The 20,902-nt window shown below is 54.7% G+C and carries 21 protein-coding genes; 12 read left to right on the top strand and 9 right to left on the bottom strand.

The genetic code is table 11. The features are described from left to right. The first annotated feature begins 211 nt into the window (after positions 1-211). The 4 genes from AC5EFR_RS15220 (at position 212) to AC5EFR_RS15235 (ending at position 3,468) form a co-directional block, all read left to right on the top strand. Entirely contained in the window at positions 212-508 is a 297-nt protein-coding gene (locus tag AC5EFR_RS15220; RefSeq protein ID WP_493576642.1) for a virulence factor, read from the top strand. A 29-nt stretch (positions 509-537) separates the two neighbouring features. Continuing rightward, complete coding sequence (locus tag AC5EFR_RS15225; protein WP_493576643.1) at positions 538-1,476, top strand: methylenetetrahydrofolate reductase; 939 nt, start codon at positions 538-540, stop codon at positions 1,474-1,476. Between the two features lie 3 nt (positions 1,477-1,479). Next, entirely contained in the window at positions 1,480-2,541 is a 1,062-nt protein-coding gene (locus AC5EFR_RS15230; protein ID WP_493576644.1) for a methyltetrahydrofolate cobalamin methyltransferase, read from the top strand. A gap of 162 nt (positions 2,542-2,703) precedes the next feature. After that, positions 2,704-3,468, top strand: a complete 765-nt coding sequence (locus tag AC5EFR_RS15235) for a helix-turn-helix domain-containing protein (protein WP_493576645.1) — start codon at positions 2,704-2,706, stop codon at positions 3,466-3,468. A 16-nt stretch (positions 3,469-3,484) separates the two neighbouring features. Here AC5EFR_RS15235 and mfd read toward each other — a convergent pair whose 3' ends face one another. Together mfd and AC5EFR_RS15245 are read right to left on the bottom strand one after the other, a co-directional pair. Next, the gene (gene mfd / locus AC5EFR_RS15240) at positions 3,485-6,946 is read right to left on the bottom strand and encodes a transcription-repair coupling factor (RefSeq protein ID WP_493576646.1); all 3,462 of its coding nucleotides are present in this window, start codon (positions 6,944-6,946) and stop codon (positions 3,485-3,487) included. 96 nt (positions 6,947-7,042) lie between these two features. After that, positions 7,043-7,564 (bottom strand): component of SufBCD complex, encoded by a 522-nt coding sequence (locus AC5EFR_RS15245; RefSeq protein WP_299928431.1) that lies wholly within the window; start codon positions 7,562-7,564, stop codon positions 7,043-7,045. 155 nt (positions 7,565-7,719) lie between these two features. Between AC5EFR_RS15245 and hemB the strand changes: the two genes are divergently transcribed. Both hemB and AC5EFR_RS15255 read left to right on the top strand, forming a co-directional pair. Further along, positions 7,720-8,718 carry a porphobilinogen synthase gene (gene hemB, locus AC5EFR_RS15250; protein WP_493576647.1) on the top strand — a complete coding sequence of 333 codons (999 nt, stop codon included), beginning with the start codon at positions 7,720-7,722 and terminating at the stop codon, positions 8,716-8,718. Positions 8,719-8,867: 149 nt separating this feature from the next. Then, positions 8,868-9,422, top strand: coding sequence for a lipid-binding SYLF domain-containing protein (locus AC5EFR_RS15255; protein ID WP_493576648.1), 555 nt, complete (start codon positions 8,868-8,870; stop codon positions 9,420-9,422). A gap of 69 nt (positions 9,423-9,491) precedes the next feature. On the opposite strand, the gene AC5EFR_RS15260 is transcribed toward AC5EFR_RS15255, so the two are convergent. Continuing rightward, the gene (locus tag AC5EFR_RS15260) at positions 9,492-9,761 is read right to left on the bottom strand and encodes an usg protein (RefSeq protein ID WP_493576649.1); all 270 of its coding nucleotides are present in this window, start codon (positions 9,759-9,761) and stop codon (positions 9,492-9,494) included. A gap of 192 nt (positions 9,762-9,953) precedes the next feature. Between AC5EFR_RS15260 and gyrA the strand changes: the two genes are divergently transcribed. Continuing rightward, a complete protein-coding gene (gyrA, locus tag AC5EFR_RS15265) occupies positions 9,954-12,728 on the top strand; it encodes a DNA gyrase subunit A (RefSeq protein WP_493576650.1) in 2,775 nt (924 codons plus the stop codon). Between the two features lie 113 nt (positions 12,729-12,841). Further along, positions 12,842-13,192 carry a DUF6614 family protein gene (locus AC5EFR_RS15270; RefSeq protein WP_493576651.1) on the top strand — a complete coding sequence of 117 codons (351 nt, stop codon included), beginning with the start codon at positions 12,842-12,844 and terminating at the stop codon, positions 13,190-13,192. A gap of 29 nt (positions 13,193-13,221) precedes the next feature. On the opposite strand, the gene AC5EFR_RS15275 is transcribed toward AC5EFR_RS15270, so the two are convergent. Continuing rightward, the gene (locus AC5EFR_RS15275) at positions 13,222-14,697 is read right to left on the bottom strand and encodes a carboxypeptidase M32 (protein WP_493576652.1); all 1,476 of its coding nucleotides are present in this window, start codon (positions 14,695-14,697) and stop codon (positions 13,222-13,224) included. Between the two features lies 1 nt (position 14,698). Further along, positions 14,699-15,844 carry a heme A synthase gene (ctaA, locus tag AC5EFR_RS15280; protein WP_493576653.1) on the bottom strand — a complete coding sequence of 382 codons (1,146 nt, stop codon included), beginning with the start codon at positions 15,842-15,844 and terminating at the stop codon, positions 14,699-14,701. 189 nt (positions 15,845-16,033) lie between these two features. On the opposite strand from ctaA, the gene AC5EFR_RS15285 reads away from it, so the two are divergent. Next, positions 16,034-16,339, top strand: a complete 306-nt coding sequence (locus AC5EFR_RS15285; protein WP_493576654.1) for an SH3 domain-containing protein — start codon at positions 16,034-16,036, stop codon at positions 16,337-16,339. Between the two features lie 83 nt (positions 16,340-16,422). On the opposite strand, the gene AC5EFR_RS15290 is transcribed toward AC5EFR_RS15285, so the two are convergent. Continuing rightward, complete coding sequence (locus AC5EFR_RS15290; protein WP_493576668.1) at positions 16,423-17,166, bottom strand: RNA methyltransferase; 744 nt, start codon at positions 17,164-17,166, stop codon at positions 16,423-16,425. A gap of 132 nt (positions 17,167-17,298) precedes the next feature. Between AC5EFR_RS15290 and AC5EFR_RS15295 the strand changes: the two genes are divergently transcribed. Both AC5EFR_RS15295 and AC5EFR_RS15300 read left to right on the top strand, forming a co-directional pair. Next, positions 17,299-17,685, top strand: a complete 387-nt coding sequence (locus AC5EFR_RS15295; protein WP_493576655.1) for a TfoX/Sxy family protein — start codon at positions 17,299-17,301, stop codon at positions 17,683-17,685. A 57-nt stretch (positions 17,686-17,742) separates the two neighbouring features. Continuing rightward, positions 17,743-18,360, top strand: a complete 618-nt coding sequence (locus AC5EFR_RS15300; RefSeq protein WP_493576656.1) for a thiamine phosphate synthase — start codon at positions 17,743-17,745, stop codon at positions 18,358-18,360. A 10-nt stretch (positions 18,361-18,370) separates the two neighbouring features. Here the strand turns inward: AC5EFR_RS15300 and olsA are convergent, their stop codons facing one another. From olsA to AC5EFR_RS15315, 3 genes are all read right to left on the bottom strand, one after another. Further along, positions 18,371-19,204, bottom strand: a complete 834-nt coding sequence (gene olsA / locus AC5EFR_RS15305; RefSeq protein ID WP_493576657.1) for a lyso-ornithine lipid O-acyltransferase — start codon at positions 19,202-19,204, stop codon at positions 18,371-18,373. Further along, positions 19,201-19,962, bottom strand: a complete 762-nt coding sequence (gene olsB, locus AC5EFR_RS15310; protein WP_493576658.1) for an L-ornithine N(alpha)-acyltransferase — start codon at positions 19,960-19,962, stop codon at positions 19,201-19,203. Before olsB ends, olsA begins: the two co-directional genes overlap by 4 nt. Before the next feature lie 104 nt (positions 19,963-20,066). Beyond that, positions 20,067-20,249, bottom strand: a complete 183-nt coding sequence (locus AC5EFR_RS15315; protein WP_493576659.1) for a DUF3553 domain-containing protein — start codon at positions 20,247-20,249, stop codon at positions 20,067-20,069. Positions 20,250-20,290: 41 nt separating this feature from the next. On the opposite strand from AC5EFR_RS15315, the gene AC5EFR_RS15320 reads away from it, so the two are divergent. Beyond that, positions 20,291-20,896 (top strand): histidine phosphotransferase family protein, encoded by a 606-nt coding sequence (locus AC5EFR_RS15320; RefSeq protein WP_493576660.1) that lies wholly within the window; start codon positions 20,291-20,293, stop codon positions 20,894-20,896. Positions 20,897-20,902: the final 6 nt, after the last annotated feature.

Below are 20,902 nucleotides of genomic sequence, written 5' to 3' on the forward strand. Positions count from 1 at the left end.
CTTCTTCATATTCCCAGTTTGGGGCGAGAGTTTGGCGACAAGGTTAATTTGCCTCATGTTTATCCTGAAAACTTAGACGATCCCAAGAGGTTTAACAATCTTTGCGCAGGCCCTACCCTGTCGCTCATGGATTGGCACAAGTCGAAAACCGACAACGAACGCCACCGTCTCACAGCTAAAGGTTCTAAGAGGACCAAGAGGAATCAGCAAAATGCCAGATATCACGATCGTCTATTGGCGTGACATTCCCGCCCAAGTGATCGTGGGCAAAGGGCGCCGCGCCGCCAAGGTGCAATTGCCCGAACGCTTTGAACAGGCGATTGATCGCGCCGCCATGAAGGGTGGTCAGATTGATACCGACGCGTATTTGGCGGAATGGCGTAAAATTCCCTCTGGATCTCAGGACGGTGATCAAACCGAAGTGGCCGCATCAGAAGCCACTCGATTGGACACCGAATATGACCAAGAGCGCCTCAAGGTGCTTATTGCAAACGATGGTTGGGCATAAGTCCTGCCATGAAGCTGAGGGAGGCCATCATGGCTCTGCTGAATTTCCGCAAGCGCAACGACGCAACACAGACCGGACAGCGCAACGCTGATCTTGAGGCCTTTCTCGAAGGTTATTCCATCGAGGTGATGCCACGCACCGCGGGCAAGATTGACGATTTTCGCGCTCTTTTACCGGCCGATACACGCGTGTACATCGCCCATATCGAAGGCACGCCAATCGCTGAAATGGTTGCGACGGCCAAACGTTTGGCTGACCAAGGCTACACTGTGATGCCGCATTTCCCGGCGCGTATCATCAACGACGCCGCGACCTTGGAAGACTGGATCGCCATGTATCAGGGCGAAGCCGGAGTGGAGCAGGCGCTGCTTTTGGCAGGTGGTGTTGCTCAGCCCCACGGTGATTTCCACAGCTCGATGCAATTGCTGGAAACCGGCTTGTTCGACAAGGCGGGCTTCAAACGACTGCACGTCGCAGGCCACCCCGAGGGCAACAAAGACATTGATCCAAATGGCGGCGATAACGCCGTGATGGACGCGTTGCGCTGGAAGCAGGCGTTCAACGAGACCACAGATGCAGAGATGGCCTTGGCGACACAGTTTGCCTTTGATGCCGATCCGATCATCGCCTGGGCCGATCGTCTCGCCTCAGAAGGTATTGATATTCCAATTCATATTGGCATAGCTGGCCCTGCCAAATTGCAAACTTTGATCAAGTTCGCCATCGCCTGCGGTGTCGGCCCGTCGCTCAAGGTTTTGCAAAAACGCGCTATGGATGTATCCAAGCTGCTCTTGCCCTATGAACCAACGGACGTGTTGACCAAACTGGCCTCTCACAAAGCCGCGAACCCCGACTTCAACATCGAACGCGTGCATTTCTTCCCACTTGGCGGCATCAAAACCAACGCCAATTGGGCCATCAATAACGGCGGCCCTGCGGCCGCGCCCGTAGCGCCTATCCAAGGATAAAGTATGACCCGTACTATCATTGAATCCAAAAGCAAAACCGCGATCATCGGTTTTGATCAGCCCTTCTGTGTGATCGGCGAACGGATCAACCCAACAGGCCGTAAAATCCTGAATGCTGAACTTGAAGCCGGAGATTTTTCACGGGTTGAGGCCGATGCCCTTGCTCAGGTTGCTGCCGGGGCCACGGTATTGGATATTAACTCTGGCGCGGTGTTTTCCAACAAAATGGCCGAAGATCCACGCTATGCGGACAACAATTTTGTTGAACCTGACTTAATGAAAGCGCTCGTCGAAAAAGTTCAAGCAGTTACTGACTGTCCGCTCTGCATTGATAGCTCGGTTCCCGGCGCGCTTGAATCCGGCCTTGCCGCCGCCGAAGGGCGTCCGTTGCTGAATTCCGTTACCGGTGAAGAAGAGCGCCTTGAACTGGTTCTACCGCTGGTCAAAAAATACAACGTTCCGGTTGTGGCGATTTCGAATGACGATACCGGAATTTCCGAAGACCCGGATGTGCGTTTTGCCGTGGCCAAAAAGATCGTCGAACGTGCCGCAGATTTCGGCATTCCTGCTCATGATATCGTTGTTGATCCACTGGTTATGCCAATTGGCGCAATGGGTACGGCTGGCCTTCAGGTCTTTACCCTTGTGCGTCGTTTGCGCGAAGAATTGGGTGTAAACACCACCTGCGGTGCGTCCAACATCTCCTTTGGTTTGCCCAACCGACACGGCATCAACAACGCGTTTTTGCCCATGGCAATGGGCGCAGGCATGACATCGGCGATCATGAATCCAATCGCCCTGCCCGTTGGCCCCAAAAAGCTTGCTGAAAAGAAAGCCGAAGTCGAAGCCGCCGGAATCGTTTTGCCCGCCGACTTGGATGATGAGGCCTTTTGCAAATTGTTCGGTTTGGGGAGCACCAAAGCCAAGGCCGGTAAGGAAATGGAAGCCATCCGCGCGGCCAATTTCCTCACCAACAACGACGAAGGCGGGGCCGAATGGATCAAATTCAACAAAGCCCCAGGTGAAGGCGGAGGCCGAGGCGGCCGTCGTCGCCGTCGCGGTTAACCTCAAACGCCCGCCCTCACCGGCGGGCGTTTTTTTTAATACGTTGACGGCCCATCCTGACCCCATCATGGATAAGTTGATCGGTCTTGTCGGCCCATTTGATCACGCAGTACTTACCTCATAGGTAAGTGTTTTGCGCTAAATCTCTGCTATTGTGGCCCAATGACCCATTTTGCAGACGATTTGAAAACCTGGCGGACCACGCGTCGCTTGTCCCAGCTGGCTTTGGCCACCGAATGCGGAATATCAGCGCGGCACCTGTCATTCTTGGAAACTGGGCGCGCCCGTCCGAGCCGCGGCATGATACTTCGCTTGTCCGAAACCCTGAACATGCCGCGCCCTGCTCGCAATCGCCTCTTGGTCGCAGCAGGCTTTGCCCCGGTCTACCCCGATTTGAAACGCGAAGCGGTTGCTCTTGCGCCCTTTTCTCAGGCTATAGATCGGATGTTGGATCGCCATGCCCCATACCCAGCCGCAGTGATGGATCGGCTTTGGCGTATCACTCAAATGAACAAACCCGCCGAAACACTGTTTTCTGGCATCGGCTTGACCGTCGGACAAAGCATGATTCAGTTACTATTGGAAACCAATGTCGGCCCAGAAGCCATTGAGAATTGGCCCGAATTTGGACACCATATCACAATGCGCTTGCGTGCTGAAAGCGCCGAGGCCGGTGGTATCGCAGAACTCGATCAAGCCGCTGAATTGTTGGCCCATGACCCAACGATAAAGGCCTATGAGCCCCCGGTTCCTTTGCCGCCCGTAACGCCAACGATATTTCGGGCGGGTCCAACACGTTTGTCTTTGTTTAGCACCCTGGCCCAATTTGGCAGTGCCGAGGAAGTCACCTTGTCGGACTTAAAAATCGAGCTGATGTTCCCTGCCAACGAGGAAACGCGCCTGTTTTTGGAAGGTCTTGCGACCTAGTCAGGTTACTTTCCAATCATTTAGCGCGTTTCTTAATCTTGCCCGCCGCTTCGGCCAAATCGCGGGCAATGGCAAAGGCCCCTTTGATCTTATCCGCATCACTGCGCCAGTCGCGCCGGACGATGATCTTGTTGTCCTTGATCTTGGCCAGATCCCCTTGCGCGCGCATGAATTCAACCAACCCTTCAGGTCGCGCGAATTTATCGTTGTGAAACTGAACGGTTGCCCCCTTGGGACCGCCATCCAATTTGGCAATTCCGGCGCGTTTACACATTGCTTTGATCCGCACCACAAGCATCAACGTGTTGACCTCGCGCGGCAATTTCCCAAAGCGGTCAATGAGTTCTGCGGCGAAACCTTCCAACTCAACCTTGGTGCTAAGGGAGGACAATCGACGGTACAATCCTAGGCGCACATCGAGGTCTGGCACGTAGTCTTCGGGGATGAGAACCGGAACACCCAAGTTAATTTGCGGTGCCCATTGGCCATCATCATCGGTAAGCCCTTCCATCTTGCCAGACTTGATCTTGGCAATCGCTTCTTCAAGCATGGACTGATAAAGCTCATACCCAACATCACGCATCTGACCGGATTGCTCTTCGCCCAAAAGGTTGCCAGCGCCTCTGATATCAAGGTCTTGCGAGGCGAGGCTAAAGCCAGCGCCCAAAGTGTCGATCGACCCTAGCACCCGCAAACGCTTCTCGGCTGTTGCGGTCAATTTGGCGCGGGGTTTAGTCGTTAGATAGCAATAGGCCCGAGTTTTCGAACGCCCCACACGGCCCCGGATTTGGTATAGCTGGCTAAGGCCGAACATATCAGCACGGTGCACAATCATGGTGTTGGCCGTCGGAATATCGAGGCCGGATTCAACAATCGTTGTGGCCAACAACACGTCGTATTTACCGTCGTAAAACGCATTCATACGGTCATCAAGTTCCCCAGCTGCCATTTGACCATGGGCCACAACGTAGGAAATTTCTGGCATCTGCTCTTTGAGGAATTCCTCGATCTCGGGAAGGTCGGCAATGCGGGGCACCACATAGAAAGACTGACCACCTCGGTAATGCTCACGCAGCAGTGCTTCGCGCACGGTTACTGCATCAAATTCCGATACATAGGTGCGGATCGCAAGACGATCGACGGGCGGCGTTCCGATGATCGACAGATCGCGAACCCCGGTCAGGGAAAGCTGCAACGTGCGCGGAATTGGCGTTGCGGTTAGGGTCAGAACATGAATGTCGGAGCGCAGTTGTTTGAGGCGTTCCTTGTGCTGAACGCCAAAGTGCTGCTCCTCGTCAATGATCAAAAGACCCAACCGCTCAAACCGGATTCCCTTGGCCAAAAGCGCATGGGTGCCAACGGCGATGTCAACGGTTCCGCGCGAAATCCCTTCGCGGGTCAAAGTGCCCTCTTTCGTGCCTACAAAGCGCGATAAAGGCGCGACCTGTAGAGGAAAGCCCCTAAATCGGTCCGCAAATGACTTGTAGTGTTGACGCGCCAACAGGGTTGTCGGCGCAATCACCGCGACCTGAACACCCGACATGGCGGCGACAAACGCCGCGCGCATGGCAACTTCGGTTTTGCCAAATCCAACATCACCGCAAATCAAACGGTCCATCGGTTGGCCCGAATGCATGTCTTCCATCACGTCCTTGATGGCGTTTAACTGATCGTCGGTTTCCTGATATGGAAAACGCGCGGCAAAGCTTTCGTTGGCGCCAACCGGTGGGTCCATCACCGGGGCTTTGCGCAAGGCCCGCTCCGCAGCAATGCGGATCAGCTTGTCGGCCATCTCGCGAATGCGTTCTTTGAGACGGGCTTTTTTGGCCTGCCACGCGCCACCACCCAGCTTGTCCAAGAACCCTTCGTCATGGCCATATTTGCTCAGCAGTTCGATGTTTTCGACTGGCAAATAGAGCTTGGACTCTTCGGCATATTCCAGACTGATGCATTCATGCGCCGCACCGGCGGCTGTAATGACCTCAAGCCCAAGGTAGCGACCAATCCCGTGATCGACGTGGACCACCAAATTTCCGGGGCTAAGGCTTTGGGTTTCGGTGAGGAAATTTTCGGCTTTGCGGCGTTTGCGCGGCGCCCGGATCAGACGATCACCCAGAACATCTTGCTCAGAAATAACCGTAATTTCTTGGCCGTCCCATGGCGCTACAAAGCCAGCTTCAAGCGACCACACCGCCAGATGGAGACCGCGTTTGCCGACGCGCGTGCCATTGGCAACCGGAATCGCCTCGGCCAGCCCTTCATCTTCGATCAAGCCGGTTAGACGTTCGCGGGCGCCGTCGGAATAAGAGGCGATGAGCACCGGACCATTCGCCATTCGGGCCTTAACATGATCGGCCAATGATCCAAAAAGGCTTATGTTTTCCTGTTGACGCTCTGGTGCGAAATTGCGCCCAATACGCCCGCCCGCATCAACAACACCCGGGCCAGAGGCTTGTGGGAGTGGATGAAATTGTACAACGCGCCGCCCCTCAATGGCGACTTCCCAGGCGGTATCGTCCAAATATAACAAGCCCGGTGGTACTGGTTTATAGACACTGCCCATCGTCTTTTTCTGGGTCAGCGCATGCGCCCGTGTTTCGTATTGATCTTCGATACTTTCCCAGCGCGACAGACGCGACGGAGTCATCTGATCATCGAGTAAAAGCGGCACACCAGGCAGGTAATCAAACAGTGTTTCCAACCGCTCGTGGAAAAACGGCAACCAATGTTCGATGCCTTGATGTTTGCGCCCGGCACTGACCGCCTCGTAGAGCGGATCGTCTTTGACCGAGGCACCAAATTCGATGCGGTAATTCTGACGGAACCGCGTGATCGCAGCCTCGTCCAGAATGACTTCGGACACAGGAGCAAGTTCAACCATGTCCAGCTTTTCGGTGGTACGCTGTGTGGCCGGATCAAAGCGGCGCGCCCCGTCCAGAACATCACCAAAGAAATCAAGCCGAACCGGCCCGCCTTCTCCGGGTGGAAAAATATCAACGATACCGCCTCGAATGGCGTAGTCACCGGGTTCTGTCACAGTTGGGGCCTGACTAAAGCCCATGCGCACCAGGAAACCGCGCAGGGCCTCTTCGTCGACACGGGAATCAACCCGCGCGACAAAGGCCGCTTCGCGCAAGACATCACGCGCCGGAACACGCTGCATTGCCGCGGATAAGGTGGTTAACAGAATGTATTGGCTTGGCATTCCGTGCAGGAAGCCAGCCAATGCCGCCATACGAGCAGCAGAAATATCCGCGTTGGGCGACACACGATCAAAAGGCAAACAATCCCAGCCCGGAAAGCTAACAACCGGGACATCTGGGGCCAAGAACGCCAGAGCATCACGCATGGACGCCAGCCGTTTGTCATCGCGTGCGATATGAATGACCGGCCCAGAAGCGCGTGCCATTTCATCCAGAACGAGACGGGCATCAAACCCTTCGGGGGCACCGCCCATTAATACATGTGTGTCAACCATATGGACCGAATGCCTTTCGGCACCCGCAAGGTCAACCACGAGTTTACTTTGACACGCGCGTTAAACCGCGATTAACGACCTAGCGCGCCATATATTTCAGTGAATAAAGGACGACAGGTTGTGGTACATACCCCACATGGCGGTCAGGAAAATCGACACCATGCCAATCATTTGCGTGCTCATCCGATGAATCCGCAAGCGACGCCAAAGGGCATCTCCGCTATCTTCGCCTGCTTTGACTTTGCGCGCCGAATAGATGCTTAGCAAGCCAACAAATGTCAGTGGGAACATCAGCAGGAAAATGGCCTGTGCGAATTCCACACCATAGTAAATGCCAAGGATCAACAAAGCCGTCAAAATCCCCGAAACAAGAGCGGTCATCCAAAGCCCGGCTTCTTGCACAATGAACAAAAACCGGTTGGCATTGATACGGACCAGATCTTCGAGATCTTTTTCTGCCTGCCCGCCGTTGCGGCGCGCCCGCGCAACCATGTCGAACGGCACACCCAAAACCCAATGGCTAATAGATGACCAGGTCACGGCCAAGATAATCCAGTACCACAGGTTCGAAAACGACCGGGTGTCAATGACTTCAAAGACGGTGGTGTACCAGTCCAATGTGCTGCTCTTTCCTTGTGCCGGCCTATTCCGGCGACGGCGAATTAATAGCGAATTGTCTGTGTTTCGCGACCCAGTGGCACGAAACGCCAAATGGGGCTTGAGACAATGGACATTCCATGCCACCCAAATGCGACGTTTACAAGGACTTCACTATGAAACCGACTGTTGCCCCCTTTCCCGCCACCCGCCTGCGCCGTTTGCGCCGCACACCTGCGATCCGTGCTTTGGTTCAGGAAACAACACTCAGTCCCGGTGATTTCATTTGGCCGGTATTCGTGCGTGATGGCGAAGGTGTTGTCGAACCCATTCCCTCGATGCCGGGAGTAAACCGGCTCTCGGTTGACAAGGTTGTCGAGGCCGCACGCGAGGCCTATGCGCTTGGCATCCCGTCGATCTGCCTGTTTCCCTACACCGACCCAAGCCTTAAAACCGAGGATTGCGCCGAGGCGTGGAATCCAGAAAACCTTTCAAACCGGGCGACCCGCGCCATCAAAGAGGCGGTGCCCGGCATTGCCATCATGACCGATGTTGCGTTGGACCCCTATAATATCAATGGCCATGACGGGTTTGTTGAGGACGGTGTGATCGTCAATGACCGCACAGTTGAGGCCTTGGTCAAGCAAGCCATGTCACAGGCCGAAGCAGGCGCAGATATCATCGGCCCGTCGGACATGATGGATGGCCGGATCGGCGCATTGCGCGATGGGTTGGAATCTGGCGGGCACCACGATGTTTTGTTGTTAAGCTATGCGGCCAAATTTGCCTCGGCCTTTTATGGGCCATTCCGCGATGCGGTTGGGGCGTCTGGCGCGCTTAAGGGCGACAAAAAGACCTATCAGATGGAAGCCGGAAATTCAGACGAGGCGATGCGTCTGATTGAACGCGACTTGTTGGAAGGGGCCGACATGGTCATGGTCAAACCGGGCATGCCCTATCTCGATATCTGCCGCCGCGCCAAAGACATGTTCGGCGCACCGACATTTGCCTATCAGGTGTCGGGTGAATACGCGATGTTGGCCGGGGCTGGCGAACGCGGTTGGGTCGACGGCGAAAAAGTCATGTTAGAAAGTCTCGTGGCCTTTAAACGTGCGGGATGTGACGGTATTTTGACCTATTTTGCCCCGGCTGCCGCTAAAATCCTAAACGGCTAGCAATCTTTCGCCCAAGACACAAAAGCGCGCGGCAAGGTGAGGTGACAAGCCTTGTTTTGCTGCGTATAAGACCAATTAACCGGCACCAAAAGCCGGATCTGGGCCGCAGGCAAGCGATTGGCCCAAAGGAATGGCAAGGAACGAGCGACATGACCCTTTCGAGACGAAAATTGACCTTTGGCCTTGGCGCGACTGCGCTGGTGGCCGCCTGTGGTAACGGCGTCGGGAGCCGTGGCCCGGCAACTATTGACGCCCGCGTCGACAGCACGCTAAGCCAGCTTTATTCGGATTACCCATCGACCCGCGACTTGGCGGCAAAATCAGTTGGTATTTTGGTAATGCCTCTTGTGACCGAAGCTGGGTTTGGCCTTGGCGGAGCCTACGGCAAAGGCGCGCTACGCGTTGGAGGCGCAACCGTTGACTATTATTCCTTGGCCAAAGCTTCGGGCGGGTTGCAAATCGGTGCCCAACAATACGCGCATGTCTTGTTCTTCATGACAAACGACGCCTTGGCGACTTTCCGTCGTTCGCCCGGCTATGCAGCCGGGGCCAACATCGAATACGCGACACCCGAACGGGGCGAAAAGCTGTCGACGGAGACCACAACGGCGCTGTCTCCGGTCATTGCCATTGTGTTTGGTCAGGCAGGTTTGCGCGTGGGGGCGACGTTGGAAGGTGTCAAATACACCCGCATCATCCCTTGATGCCTCCTGTTGGCCAACCAAAAATTTTCCAGACATCGAAGCACCGGGGACCTTCCCCGGTGTTTTTGTTTAGTGGTACTTGAACTCCCCAACCACATTGCGCCATTCCCCCGGCGAAATCATTTTACGATGCGTAAAGCGCACCGAATGAAGCGGTCCTTCGATCTCATCGTGCCAAAAGGCGATAAAATCGAATAGCTTGTCGTGATCAGGGGCCAAATCGTAGTCCTGCCAGACGAAGCTGTTCAAAACATGCGGGTAATCAGGCATGTGATAGAACAATTCCGCCGTGGTGAGACCATAGCCTTTGAGCATCAATTCGGTTTCAGATGTCTGCATTTCGCGCCTCTTTGTTTTTGTTGTAAAAGAAGGCTGCGGCAAAAATCTTTACTTTTCAATAAAAACAGTCTGTTAGCAGACAATGTGGCCGGCTGCTAAGATTGGACAGAAACGCTGCCATTGCACCCTACATCCTGCATCTGTTATAAAACCTTCAACAAGATGTGGCAGATAACCGAGTAGGCAATCTACGTGAACGACACGCCAGAAACTCCTGATAATACAGACGAAAACCCGCCCGCATACAGTGGTCCGGCAATCTCCATCGAACAGGAGATGAAAACCAGCTACCTCGATTATGCGATGAGCGTGATTGTTAGCCGGGCGATTCCCGATGTGCGGGACGGTTTGAAACCCGTTCATCGACGCATTTTGTATCATATGTATGATGGTGGCTACACGCCCGACAAATCCTATCGCAAATGCGCCAAACCCGTTGGTGAAGTCATGGGGAACTATCACCCCCACGGCGATAGCGCGATCTACGACGCTCTTGTGCGTATGGCGCAGGACTTCTCGATGTCGCTGCCACTGATTGATGGTCAGGGCAACTTTGGCTCGATGGATGGCGATAGCGCCGCTGCCATGCGTTACACCGAATCTCGACTTGAGAAATCGGCGCTGAACCTGTTGCAGGATATCGATAAAGACACCGTTGATTTCCAAGACAACTATGATGGCAAGGAACGGGAACCCACGGTTCTCCCGGCTCGCTACCCCAACGTGTTGGTCAATGGGGCCGAAGGCATTGCGGTTGGTATGGCCACCCGTATTCCGCCGCACAACCTTGGCGAAGTTATCACCGCCGCGCTTGCGTTGATCGAAAACCCCGATCTGAGCAGCGAGCAGTTGATTGACTTCGTCCCTGCCCCAGATTTTCCAACCGGTGGTGTGATCCTTGGTCGGACAGGTGCGCGCAAAGCCTATACCGAAGGCCGCGGCAGCGTCATCATTCGCGCCAAAACCCGGGTCGAAGAGATCCGCAAAGATCGCTACGCCATTGTGATCGACGAGATTCCCTATCAGGTGAACAAATCGACCATGATCGAACGAATCGCTGAAGCGGCCCGCGACAAAAAGATCGAAGGCATCGCCCATGTTCAGGACGAATCCGACCGCAACGGTGTGCGAGTCGTGGTTGAACTGAAACGTGATGCAACAGCCGAGGTTGTTCTCAACCAGCTGTTCCGCTTTACGCCCATGCAGACAAGTTTTGCCTGTAACATGCTGGCCTTAAACGGCGGACGCCCGGAGCAGCTCACGCTGCGCGGGTTCCTCACGGCTTTCTTGGATTTCCGCGAAGACGTGATTTTGCGGCGCACAGCCTATTTGCTCCGCAAGGCCCGCGAACGTAGCCATATCCTTTGCGGTTTGGCCGTTGCGGTATCTAATGTTGACGAAGTGGTCGCCACCATCCGCGCATCGGCCGATGCCGCCGAAGCCCGCGCCAAATTGATGGAGCGGCGATGGCCTGCGCATGAGATTCTGCCATATATTGCCTTGATCGACGATCCGACCCACAAGGCGAACGACGACGGCACTTATAATCTCTCTGAAACACAGGTCCGAGCGATCTTGGAACTGCGTTTGCAGCGCCTGACACAACTCGGTGTCAAAGAAGTTACCGATGAGCTGGAAGAACTGGCGGCTAAGATCAAGGAATACCTTGATATTCTAAGCAGCCGTGACCGCATCATGACAATTATCTCGGATGAAATGCGCAAGGTTCGCGATGATTTCGCCGTACCTCGCCGTACCGAGATCGTTGATTGGGCCGGTGACATGGATGATGAAGACCTGATCGAACGGTCCGATATGGTCGTCACCGTCACCGCCGAAGGTTACATCAAACGCACGCCGCTTGTTGATTTCCGCGCCCAAAAGCGCGGCGGGAAAGGCGTGTCCGGCGGCGCGATGAAAGACGACGATGTGGTGACCACGCTATTTGTGGCCAACACGCATACGCAATTGTTGTTCTTCACCACCGATGGCATGGCCTACAAGCTCAAAACTTGGCGCTTGCCGCAAGGCTCGCGCACGTCCAAGGGCAAGGCTATTGTCAACCTGTTGCCGATCCCATCGGGTGTCTCCATTGCCGCGATTATGCCGGTCGATCGGGACGAGGATGATTGGGATGATTTGCAAGTTGTCTTTGCCACATCCGCTGGAACTGTGCGCCGTAACAAGCTGTCAGACTTCACAAATGTGAAATCCAACGGCAAGATCGCGATGAAGTTCGAAGACGATCACGCAGACACAAAGCTGATCGATGTACGCATTGCGGAAAATGACGACCACGTCATGTTGGTCACTGATAGTGGCCGTGCGATCCGCTTTCCGGCCACCGATGTTCGGGTCTTTAACAGCCGCGCTTCGGTTGGTGTGCGGGGCATCAAACTGCTCGGTGATGACAAGGTCGTGTCGATGGCCGTTATTCGTCAGTTCGAAGCAACGCCAGATGAACGCGCAGCCTACCTCAAAATGCGCCGTGCCATGGCCGGTCTTGCCGATGATGCAGAACTGCCGACGGAAGAAGAAGGCAACGCCAACGCTCAGCTCAGCCAAGAACGCTATGCCGAGATGTCAGCCGCCGAAAACCTGCTTTTGACGATCACATCAAAAGGCGCTGGTAAGTTGAGCTCCAGCCACGATTATCCGGTGCGCGGACGCGGCGGCATGGGTGTTCAAGCCTTTGACAAAGCGATGCGCGGCGGCCCCCTTGTGGCCAGCTTCCCGGTTGAAATGGGTGACCAGATCATGTTGGCCACATCAACAGGTCAATCGATCCGCGTGCCCGTTGACGGCATTTCCTTCCGCTCGCGAGGGGCTGGCGGCGTCAACGTCTTCCGCACCGGCAAGAAAGAAGTTGTTGTTTCGGTTGCGCGGATTGCCGATCAAGGTGACGACGACATCGAGGATGCCGAAGTGATCTCCGAAAGTGGTCCCGAGGGAACCAGCGACGAGTAAGCACAGCAGCTTTTCCAACAAACACCGGCCGTGGCTCCCCGCTTCGGCCGGTGTTTTGCGTTTTAAGAGGGTTTCAATCTCTGTCTGGCAATTTGCGCTCAAAGGAGATTTTGATGAACCTCTACACATGCATGATTGATCTGAAAAATGATTCCAAAGCGCTGGCCTTTGCCCATGCTGCCGAGATTTGGTTGGACCATTTGATGACCCAAGGCGTCATCCTGCGTTGGCATTTATACCGACGCAAATTGAATCTCGCCGCGGACTGCTATCGCGATTTTCTTTTACAGATCGAGGTCAACGATTTGGCGCAATTGGATCAAGCGTTCCGAATGAATGGAACACAGGATGACAATATCGAACGGCTCTACCGCGCGGTTCATGAACAGATTCTGAATTCGGATTTTGCACTGTATCGGCCATTTCCGGACCCTGAGCGGGCCGAACGTATGGCACTTTTGTAGGTGGCGGGGTTTCCCCCGCCCACCTCATTTTATAGATCGTAGATGTCTTTGAACTTGGCTTCGAGGTAATCCAAAAGCGGCCCCTCGCTTGGTTCTTTGCCAGTCGCGTGCTGGATCGTATCAACTGCCTCGCGCAAACCGCCGTGTTGTTGAAGGTTTTCCCGCAACCAGCCTGTCGCCGCCGAGGTGTCACCGCGCGCAAGTTGATCATCTAGATCAGGAACCTCTGCGCGCAACGCTTCATTAAGACAGCCAGCATAAACATTGCCCAGCGAATAGGTTGGAAAATAGCCAAAGAACCCAGCCGACCAATGCACGTCTTGCAAAACGCCGTTTGACGCTTTGTCGACAGCATAGCCGAAATCAGCTTCAAACCGATCATTCCAAGCCGCTTCAAGGTCATCCACGGATAGGCCGCCAGAGATAATCGCACGCTCTAAGTCGAACCGCAAAAGAACATGCAGGTTGTACTGAACCTCATCCGCCTCTGTACGAATGTAGCCGTTTTTGATCCGGTTCACGGCCCCATAAAATGCGTTTTCGTCAGAAACACCGAAGTCGCCAAATTCATCGCGCATTTGCCCAAAAAGCCAACCGGTAAAAGCACGTGAGCGCCCAAGCTGGTTTTCATAAATTCGGCTTTGGCTTTCATGAACACCCATCGACACCCCGCGCCCCAAAGGGGTCAGGCGATAGGCTTGATCTATGTTTTGTTCATAGCACCCATGGCCAACCTCATGAATTGTCGAGTAAAAACAATTGAACGGGTCAAGAGGTTCGGTGCGGGTTGTGATCCGCACGTCGTTTCCGCTTCCGGAACTGAACGGATGAACGGCCTTGTCAATGCGCCCGCGGTTAAAATCATAGCCAAACTGTGCCGCGAGTTTTTCGGTGACCCGCATCTGGCCTTCAGGGTCAAAAGACCCGCTCAAACCGGGCATATCTGGCTTGGAAAGAACCGCCTCGCGGAGGGCCACAAGACGGGGACGCAAAGCCCCAAACATTGCCTCAAGTTCGCTTGCCTTGGTACCGGGCTCATACTCGTTCAACAAGGCATCATACATATCGCCATCACCGGCGAGAGCTTGCGCCTCTTCCTGACGCAAGGCCACGATTTCTTTGAGAACTGGCGCAAAGGCGGCAAAATTGTCATCTGAGCGCGCCTCGGCCCAGATTTTATGGGCCCGCGTCGACACCCGCGCCATTTCCGCGACAAGTCGTTCGGGCACCCGCGAACTGCGCTCATAGGCACGACGGATCAAGCGAACCTGAGCGCGTCCAACATCATCGAGCGCAGTGTCATCAATTGCCGCGAGCCACTCTCCGACTCGTGGATCAATTTTACGCTGATGGATGATGCCTTCGATGGCGGCGCTTTCATCGGCACGTTGTTCTCCGGCACCGGTTGGCATCATGGTTTCCTGATCCCAGCCCAAGCGCCCAGAGATTTGCCCAAGCGCCTCAGTGTCTCGGTGAAAGGCCATCAAATCGTTAAAAGCGTTCATATCACGCGGCTCCTCGGATGGATTGTTCAGTTGGATAACGCGCCGCAAAGCGCGCCCGCAGGATCAAAGCCCAAAGCACAACCGCGCCCAGTTGGTGCAGCAATGCCAAATGCCATGGCGCAATATAGAGAACCGTCACGATCCCCAAAAGCACCTGCACACTTAGCATGGCAAACACAGCGTTGAACCGGAACCGCGTGTCACCGTTGGGCGATTTGCGACCGCGCCGCCAAACCACAATGCCAAAGGCAAACAAAAGATACCCGAGCACACGGTGAAGGAATTGAACAAGACCTGCATTCTCGAATAAGTTGCGCCAAACTGGCTGAATGTCAAACATCTCTGGCGGCAAAATCCCGCCTGCCATGAGGGGCCAATCGTTAAAAGTCCGCCCGGCATCAATGCCCGCCACCAAAGCCCCAAACAGGATTTGCAAAAAGGCGAAATGCATCAACCCGGTCGACATAGAGAACAATTTGGATTCGGCCAAACGCCGCGCCTGCATCAAATCACGCTCTTCCCGGCCCAATCCATAGATGTACCACGCGATGAACCCAAGGATCACAAAAGCGAGACCAAGATGGGTTGCCAACCGATACGATGCCACATCGGTCATTTGTCCGGTCAAGCCAGACGAGACCATCCACCAACCCACGGCCCCCTGCAATCCGCCCAAAACGCCCAGTCCAAACAAGCGACCGCTCCAACCTGTCGGAATACGCTTGGCCGCCAAAAACCCAAAGAACCCGATCGCCCAAACAAGGCCGATGACCCGGCCCAATTGGCGATGGCCCCATTCCCACCAATAGATGAACTGAAACTCCGTAAGGCTCATGCCTTTGTTTTCCAGCTGATATTCAGGAATTTGCTGATACTTGGCAAACTCAGCAGCCCAGGCCTCGGCACTCATCGGCGGCATGGCCCCGGTGACGGGACGCCATTCGGTGATCGACAATCCACTATCAGTCAACCGGGTTAGACCACCAACGGCGATCATCACCACGACCAAAACAAACAGCAGCATCAACCAGCCACGAATGGCCCGGCGCGCCCCACGTTTTCCCGCGTCAATCATCCCGCCCGACGGTTCCGCCGGTTTGGCCTGAGCTTCGCTCACATCTTCGAACAGCTTGCGCTTTTCAGCCATATCACATCTCCATTTGCGCGTGACACTAAGGCCGCGGCGCACCGGCTTCAACCACCCCTGAACAAGGTGTCACAGGGTAAGGAATACCTTGGTCAGACTTTCCAGACTTAGGGCGGCGGGTCCAATGATGTAGGGTGAATACAGAATTTAAGACACTGCCAATAGACATTCACACAAAGGACCGTACCAATGAAAAAGCTTCTGATTTCCGCCATCATCGCCGCCGCATCCATCGGTGCCACCACCGCCTCCGCCAGCTCAGCCTGGATTGAACATGGGATCAAACTCAATGCCCGCTCTGGCCCCGGCACACATTACAATGTGATTGGAACCTTCCATGCTTGCACCCAGATCCATGTGGTCGGTTGGCAGCACGGTTGGGCAAAAGTGTCCTACAACCACAATCATTACTGGGTGGCCGGCAAATATCTTCAAAATCACGCCTGCTCCAGCCACTACAAACCAAAGCACAACAATTACGGCAAAAAATACTAATCACACAGTCACCATCGCCGGAATCTCCCCTCCCTGATCCGGCAATGACTAACGGACCGGCACACCCGGTCCGTTTTTTTGTGCTAGTCCTTATCCTTCCAACGCACCACCTGCCGCATCATCCCATGCAACATTTGCACATCGGCCCGCGTTAGCGGCATCCGGCTCCACATATTGCGAAGATTGACCTTCATGCTTTCGGCTTTGTGTTCGGGGTAAAAGAACCCGGCCTCTTGCATGCGATCCTGATAATGCAGGGCCAGGTGCTCAATCTCTTGGCCATTGGCCATCTCGGTTCCAGCAAGGACATCTACAATCGGCTCTGCCGCAGCTGTTGCCCGCATCCATTCATAGCCGCAAAGCAAGACACATTGCGCGAGGTTCAGACTGGCGTAATCGGGGTTAACGGGCACCGAAATGATCGCATTTGCCTGGGCAATATCATTATTCTCAAGCCCGGCGCGTTCTGGTCCAAACATCACCGCCACTTTTTGGCCTTTGGCGATCCGGTCCCGCGCCTCTTTCATTGCTTGTTCCGGGGTGAACACCGTCTTGGTCAAATCCCGCGGCCGCGCCGTTGTCGCAAAAGTAAATGTCCGATCCTCAAGCGCCCCAGCAAGATCGTCACATAGTTGGGCATCGTCCAAGACCCGACCGGCCCCTGACGCCATTGCCACCGCAGATTCGCTCGGCCAGCCATCACGCGGCGCAACAACCCGCATGTTGTCCAAGCCAAAATTCAACATCGCCCGCGCCGCCGCACCAATGTTTTCGCCCATTTGCGGACGCACCAAAACAAAGGCTGGCTGAAGTTTTCCCGATCCCATCATACTCTCCTGACTGCGCCCTAGGCCTAGGATGCGGGTGATAAATGCGCAAGCCCCCTCCTTCATCTCGCCAAACAAACTCCCGCCGAGGCCTCCAATCCTCTATGCTGGTCGCAAACAAGGAGGTGTTTCATGCCCTATGACGAAGGCCACGCAACGCTTATGCGCGATGATCTGATGAGTGCCGGTGATTTACCCGGAGGTGAAGAAAAGCGCATGTTTGGCGGGCTGTGTTTTTTGAGCTTTGGTAATATGGTTTGCGGCGTTCACAAGGGCGGCGGCATGTATCGCGTGGGTCCGGATCGCTATGAAACCGCGCTTGCCCTACCCGGAGTTCAGGAACTGAGCTTTACCGGACGCCCGATGAAAGGCATGGTCGAAGTGGACGACGATGTTTTGGCGGATGATGAAACGCGTGTGAAGCTAACCGAACTTGCCATGGCGTTTGCGGCCTCCCTTCCCCCCAAACCGCCCAAAAAACCGAAAGCCTCCAAAGCGAGACCGGCGAAAACACGATAGCCAAAACCGCATCAACGCGCTAAGACACCTGCCAAAGCAAAGGCAAAAGAGCATCTCATGGCTGATCAGGACCGCCCCCAGATTTATCTTGTGACCCCTCCGGAATTTGACCTGAGCAGTTTCCCTGCTCGGTTGGAGACCGTGTTGCAAGGGGCTGAAATCGCTTGCCTTCGCCTGTCTTTGGCCACGCATGACGAAGACCGCCTAACCCGTGCGGCCGACGCCATCCGCGAAGTGGCACATCGCGCTGATGTGGCCTTGGTGATCGACACCCATGTGGTTTTGGCCAAACGTTTGGGGCTTGACGGGGTGCATCTTCTTGATGGTTCTCGCACAGTTCGCCATGCTCGCAAGGAACTTGGACCGGATGCGATTGTTGGGGCCTATTGTTCGCAGTCCAGCCACGACGGGATGTCCGCCGGTGAAGCCGGGGCCGACTACGTGTCCTTTGGGCCAGTATCCGGTTCGCTTGGTGATGGGGAATTGGCCGATCATGAGCTGTTCGAGTGGTGGTCGCAGATGATCGAGGTACCAGTTGTTGCCGAAGGTCGCGTAACCATGGAGGAAGTGAAAACTCTAAGCCCAGTCACTGATTTTTTTGCCATTGGCGAAGAGATTTGGGCAACAGACGACCCCCTGAAAGCGCTAAATTCACTTATGGAAGCAATGGGTTAAAACCCAAACTTCATCCACCTATTTGCTGATTGTCAAAACCTTGCCGCACGTTTGTCTCCAAAGCTGCGGCAAGGCTTTTACGGTTTGCAAAAGCATCGACTCGCAATGGGGGGTGATAGATCAAGGTCACGGACCCATGACGCGCCTGAGCTAGCATCTTGATGAGGGATGGACCAAAATCCATGTCCCCCCACCAGCCATAGAACCGCTGGTCCGCGTCCGCGGGGGCTTGATAAACGACACTCACTGGCTGCACCTGAAGCGCATGTTGCAAACGGTCGGAATAGAAGGCCGCGAAAAGCGTTGTCTTAAAAGGTAAGACTCGTCGGCTATCGGTTGAGGTCCCTTCTGGAAAAAACAGCAGACGATGCCCCTGTAACAACCGATCTTCGATCACCGTGGCATGGGCTTTGGCCTCGCGGCGGTCACGGTTGATAAACACAGTGCCGGTTGCCCGCGCCAGCCAGCCAATCCCCGGCCATTTTGCCACCTCAGCCTTGGAGACAAAATAGACGTTCTTGCGACTATTGAGCACAAAAATATCTAACCAAGACGCGTGGTTGGCAACAATGGCACCGGGTCCGACCATGCGCGGCCCTTTCGCCGTCAAGGGCAACCCCATAACCCGCAGGGTCACCTTACAAACGGTTTGAGTGATCCAAGGGGTCCAAGGACGATCCTGGCCAAAAAGCGGTCGTTCGATCAGACGAAGCGCGAGAAGAACGATCAAGCCACCAAAGATCACCACAATCAACGCGGGAACGCGAACCAGCACCAAACCCCACCCCAGCGGTGAAATTGGTGGATCATTGGGGCGCTCACCGGGATCCCATGTCGGGCTCATTCTTTACGATCCTTAACATAGAGACCTTTTTGGCGTTCGGTCATCTTGGCCGTATCCATCACCAAACACACATCGGTGGTATTAAAGGCATGATCGACAAAGGCCCCGTCACCCACACATCCGCCGAGTCGCAGATAGGCTTTGATCAGCGGTGGAATCTGTAACATCGCTGCTTTGCGATCAATATTCTTTTCGGAAACCAGGTCCATTGGCTGATACGCGCGCGCCCGAACACGCAAAGGTTCGGGCGCAAGGTGGCGGTGATGTAAAAGCGACAGGCTTTGCGCCAAGGGTGTGATGTCCGTCCCATGGAAGCTTGCGGTTCCAAACAGAATTTCGACACCATGAGCAAGAACATAGTCGGCCAAACCTTGCCAAAGATGAAAAAGACCTGTGCCCCCCCGATAGTCCGGGGCAACGCAAGATCGCCCTAATTCCAGAAGCTTACGGCCACTTCTTCGCAGTGGCTCAAGGTCGTATTCGTCTTCGGAATAGAATTGACCCGCGGCCTTCGCCCCATCCTCACGCAAGAGGCGATACACACCAACGACAGCCCCGTTTTTCGCTTCGTCCAACAGCAACAAATGGTCGAAAAAAGGATCAAAACGGTCTTTTTCCAGCCGCTCGTCATGATCAACCAGCGGCCCATCGCCACCAAGTTCGGACACAAAAACATCATAGCGCAAGCGCTGCGCCGCTTTCAAATCCGCCGCATTCCGTGCAAGACGAACGCTAAAGCCCTGTGATGTTGCAACCATAAGTGCATCCCGCGTTTCTCACCTTAACCGCTTCTAGGCAGGCAAAAAAAGATTGGCAAGTTTGTGAACTTAGTTAACTATTCAGAAACAGTTTGTCTTTAGTGTTAACCTTCGTAAACCGGGATCAACGCAACGCGAGCACCGTCAATGACAACTTTACCTTGTTCGCGAAAGTTTACCGTGACCCGCCCGCCAATATTGGATTGCACCTGACCGGTGCCCCAATCGGGTTGGTGCGGATGCGTTACCAACATGCCCGGCTCAAGAATTGAGTTAAGATTGTCCATGTTTGCCACCTCGTCACTTCTCCAAGAATTCGGAACTTTCTATGCCCCACTCAAGTGAAACGCTAGCGACCTTAATCGGGTCGCGCCTGTGTCACGATCTTATCAGCCCGATTGGTGCCATCCAAAACGGATTGGAACTCATGTCAATGGCTGGCTCCGCCGATACCAGTGCAGAGATGGAATTGATTCAGGACAGCTGTGCCAGTGCTGCGGCCCGCATCCGTTTTTTCCGCGTCGCCTTTGGCAGTGCGGGTGATGCGCAAAAGATGAGCCGCAAAGAGACTGTCGCAACCTTGGATGGCTTGTGCAAGGGAACCCGCATGCAAGCGGATTGGCGACCAATGGACGACATGCGCCGTACCGAAGTTCAACTTGCTTACCTAGCGCATCTTTGCTGTGAATCTGCTATGCCCACAGGCGGCACAGTTACGCATGAACATGGGGCAGCGGGTTGGACGATAACCGCTACAGCTCCTCGTCTTACGATTACCACAAACCTATGGGATCATCTGAACGGCTCTGCAGAACTGGCAGAACTGGCCCCAAACCGCGTGCAATTTGCGCTTTTGCCGATCCTTACCAAGGATCGTGGCCACAAGCTTCACGCCTCTGCCAGCGAAACAAAATTGAGCCTGTCGATCACCTGATCAACA

This window comes from Pelagimonas sp., assembly GCF_058892305.1.